We start from the raw sequence: 3,403 nt of genomic DNA on the forward strand, positions 1-3,403 counted from the left end.
TGGTCGCGGAGACCGCGTTCACCAACACGCTGTTCGTGGCGATGCCGTCCGAGGCGGCCGCCAACGGCGACTACCTGCTGCCGACGGTGTTCCACTCGGTGCAGTCCGACGAGTCGCGGCACATCAGCAACGGCTACTCGATTCTGCTGATGGCGCTGGCGGACGAGGACAACCGGCAGTTGCTGGAGCGGGACCTGCGCTACGCGTGGTGGAACAACCACTGCGTCGTGGACGCGGCGATCGGCACGTTCATCGAGTACGGCACGAAGGACCGCCGCAAGGACCGCGACTCCTACGCCGAGATGTGGCGGCGGTGGATCTACGACGACTACTACCGCAGCTACCTGATCCCGCTGGAGAAGTACGGCCTGGTCATCCCGCACGACCTGGTCGAGAAGGCGTGGGACCGGATCTACAACCAGCACTACGTGCACCGGGTCGCGCAGTTCTTCGCGACCGGTTGGCCGGTCAACTACTGGCGGATCGACGCCATGACTGACACGGACTTCGCCTGGTTCGAGCACAAGTACCCCGGCTGGTACGACCAGTTCGGCAAGTGGTGGGAGGCCTACAACCGGCTCGCCTACCCGGGCAGGAACAAGCCGATCGCCTTCGAGAACGTCGGCTACGAATACCCCCACCGCTGCTGGACGTGCATGGTGCCCGCGCTGATCCGCGAGGACATGGTGGTCGAGAAGGTCGACGGGCAGTGGCGCACCTACTGCTCGGAGACCTGCCACTGGACCGACGCGGTGGCGTTCCGGCCCCAGTACGAGGGCCGGGAGACCCCGAACATGGGCCGGCTCACCGGCAAGCGGGAGTGGGAGACGCTCTACCACGGCCAGGATCTCGCCGACATCATCGCGGACCTCGGTTACGTCCGGGACGACGGCAAGACCCTCATCGCGCAACCGCACCTCGACCTCAGCGACCCCAAGAAGCTGTGGACGCTCGACGACGTGCGCGGCATCCCGTTCGGCAGCCCGAACGTGACTCTCAACCAGATGACCGACGCCGAGCGCGAGGCGTGGGCCGCTTCCTACCGGGCCAACCCCAACCGGACACCGTCGGGCGTGTGACCGACCCCGTGGACCAGGGCGGGGTGGGGGTGCATGCCACCCACCTCGCGCTGCCCGGATCCCCACCCGCGTCGAAAGGGCGGCAGACGATGGACGATCAGCACAAGGTGAGTTTCGAGCCAGTGGGCATCGAGATCGAGGTGTCCGAGGACGAGACCGTGCTCGACGCGGCGTTCCGGCAGGGCGTGATGCTCATGCACGGGTGCAAGGAAGGCCAGTGTTCGGCGTGCAAGTCGTTCCTGATCGACGGCGACGTGCAGATGGATCGTTACTCGACGTTCGCGCTCGCCGACTACGAGAGCGACGAGGGGTACGTCCTGCTCTGCCGGTCGCACGCCTACTCCGACTTGCGGATCGAGTTGATCAACTTCGACGAGGAGATGATTCACTCCGGGCTGCCGGTGGTGACGGTCGGCACCGAGATCGTGTCGATGGCCGACCTGAGCCGCGACATCACCCACCTGGTCCTGCGGATCGTGGAGGGAGAGCTGCGCTACTACCCCGGCCAGTACGTCGACATCCGGATCCCGGGCCACGACGAGCACCGGTCGTTCTCGATGGCGGCGCCGGCGTCCCCGGACGGGATGCTCGAGTTCGTCATCAAGCGGTACCCCGGTGGTCACTTCTCCGGTCTGCTGGAAGGGGGACTGGCCGCCGGCGACAAGCTGGACGTGACCGGACCGTACGGGACGTTCACCCTCAAGGCATCCTCGGAACGCCGGCTGGTGTTCGCGGCCGGCGGCGCCGGAATGGCGCCGATGCTGGCCCTGCTGCGGCAGATGGCCGACAGCCGCAACGAGCGCGAGGTCGTCTTCTACTACGGGGCGCGCACCGAGGCGGACCTGATCTCGCTCGAGGACATCGCCGAACTGCGCGGACGGCTGCCGCGGTTGACGTTCGTGCCTTGCCTGTCGGAGTCCTGGCCCGAGTCCTGGCCCGAGGCGGCCACCGGCTTCGTCCACGACGTCGTCGCTCGACATGAGGATTCGCTGTCGTCGTGCGACGTCTACCTGTGCGGGCCGCCGCCGATGATCGACGCCGCGCTGGGGCTGCTGAGCGAGGCCGGCGTCCCGCAGGAGCAGATCCACTTCGACAAGTTCACCATCACCGCCGAATCCGGCACCGACTGACGGCCGGCCACACCACGAGGAAGAAGGCTGTACATGAGCACGCCAGCCAAGGAGAAGCAGCAGCACCAGGCTCCCGTGAGTTTCCCGAAGCCGGAGTTCACCGGTGCCGAGGCCGGGATGCTGGTCTTCCCGAGCTCGACCAGCAGGTCCTACAACTACTTCAAGCCGAAGAAGATGCGCGCCACCGTCTACGAGGACGTCACCACCGACGTCCAGCCGGACCCGGAGCGCCACCTCACCCAGGGCTGGATCTACGGGTTCGCGGACGGCGAGGGCGGCTACCCGCTCGACTGGACCGCCCTCAAGAGCAGCAACTGGCACGCCTTCCTCGACCCGAACGAGGAGTGGGAGCAGACGATCTACCGCAACAACGCCAACGTGGTGCGGCAGATCGAACTCAACCTCACCAACGCCAAGGAGGCCGGTGCCTACGCGCACTGGTCGCCGACGTGGACCAGGTTCGTCGCCGAGAACGTCGGCGCCTGGATGCACGCGGAGCAGGGCCTGGGCATGCACGTCTTCGTGACCGCGCAACGGTCCGCCCCGACCAACATGATCAACAATGCGATCGCCGTGAACAGCGTCCACCGGCTGCGGTTCGCGCAGGACATCGCGCTGTACAACCTGGACCTGAGCCAGATCCTCGACGGGTTCGACGGCGCCGCGCACCGGGCCACGTGGAAGAACGACCCGTCATGGCAGGGGGTCCGGGAGAACGTCGAGCTGCTGACCGCGGTCGAGGACTGGGCCGAGGCGGTGTTCGCGACCAACGTCGTCTTCGAGCCGCTCGTCGGCGTGCTGTTCCGCAGCGACCTCGTCATGCAGATCGCGGCGCGCAACGGCGACTACATCACCCCGACGCTGATCGGCGCGGGCGAGAACGACTACACCCGCGACCTGCGCTACACCCGCGCGCTGTTCTCCTTGCTCACCAAGGATGCCACGCACGGCGAGCACAACAGGTCCGTCATGCAGGGCTGGCTCGACAAGTGGGTGCCGGTCAGCAGGCACGCCGCGTACGAGCTGCAGCCGATCTGGTCGCAGCCGGCGGACCGGGCGGTCACCTTCGCGGACTCGTACGCCGCCGCGACCGCCGATTTCCAGACCCTGATCACCGACCTCGGCCTGGCCACGGCGAAGGAGCAGTGAAGTGACCTCTTCCGCGAGTTTCGACGTCAACCGCACGTCGTCCAM

Annotated in this window: 3 protein-coding genes; all 3 read left to right on the top strand. The window is 66.9% G+C overall.

The features are described from left to right. Positions 1–1,079, top strand: a 1,079-nt coding sequence (locus tag DMB66_RS55325) for a methane monooxygenase (protein ID WP_199753207.1), incomplete at its 5' end; no start/stop codon positions are given. Further along, positions 1,076–2,209, top strand: a complete 1,134-nt coding sequence (locus tag DMB66_RS55330; RefSeq protein ID WP_233625532.1) for a 2Fe-2S iron-sulfur cluster binding domain-containing protein — start codon at positions 1,076–1,078, stop codon at positions 2,207–2,209. The genes DMB66_RS55325 and DMB66_RS55330, both read left to right, overlap by 4 nt. A 33-nt stretch (positions 2,210–2,242) precedes the next feature. Then, on the top strand, positions 2,243–3,358 hold the full coding sequence (locus tag DMB66_RS55335; RefSeq protein WP_125812052.1) for an aromatic/alkene monooxygenase hydroxylase subunit beta: 1,116 nt from the start codon (positions 2,243–2,245) through the stop codon (positions 3,356–3,358). Positions 3,359–3,403: the final 45 nt, after the last annotated feature.

It is taken from the genome of Actinoplanes sp. ATCC 53533, assembly GCF_003947245.1.

Bases quoted from the DNA above. Each gene is read 5' to 3' on its own strand.
- DMB66_RS55335 (WP_125812052.1), top strand. From the start codon at position 2,243: ATGAGCACGCCAGCCAAGGAGAAGCAGCAGCACCAGGCTCCCGTGAGT.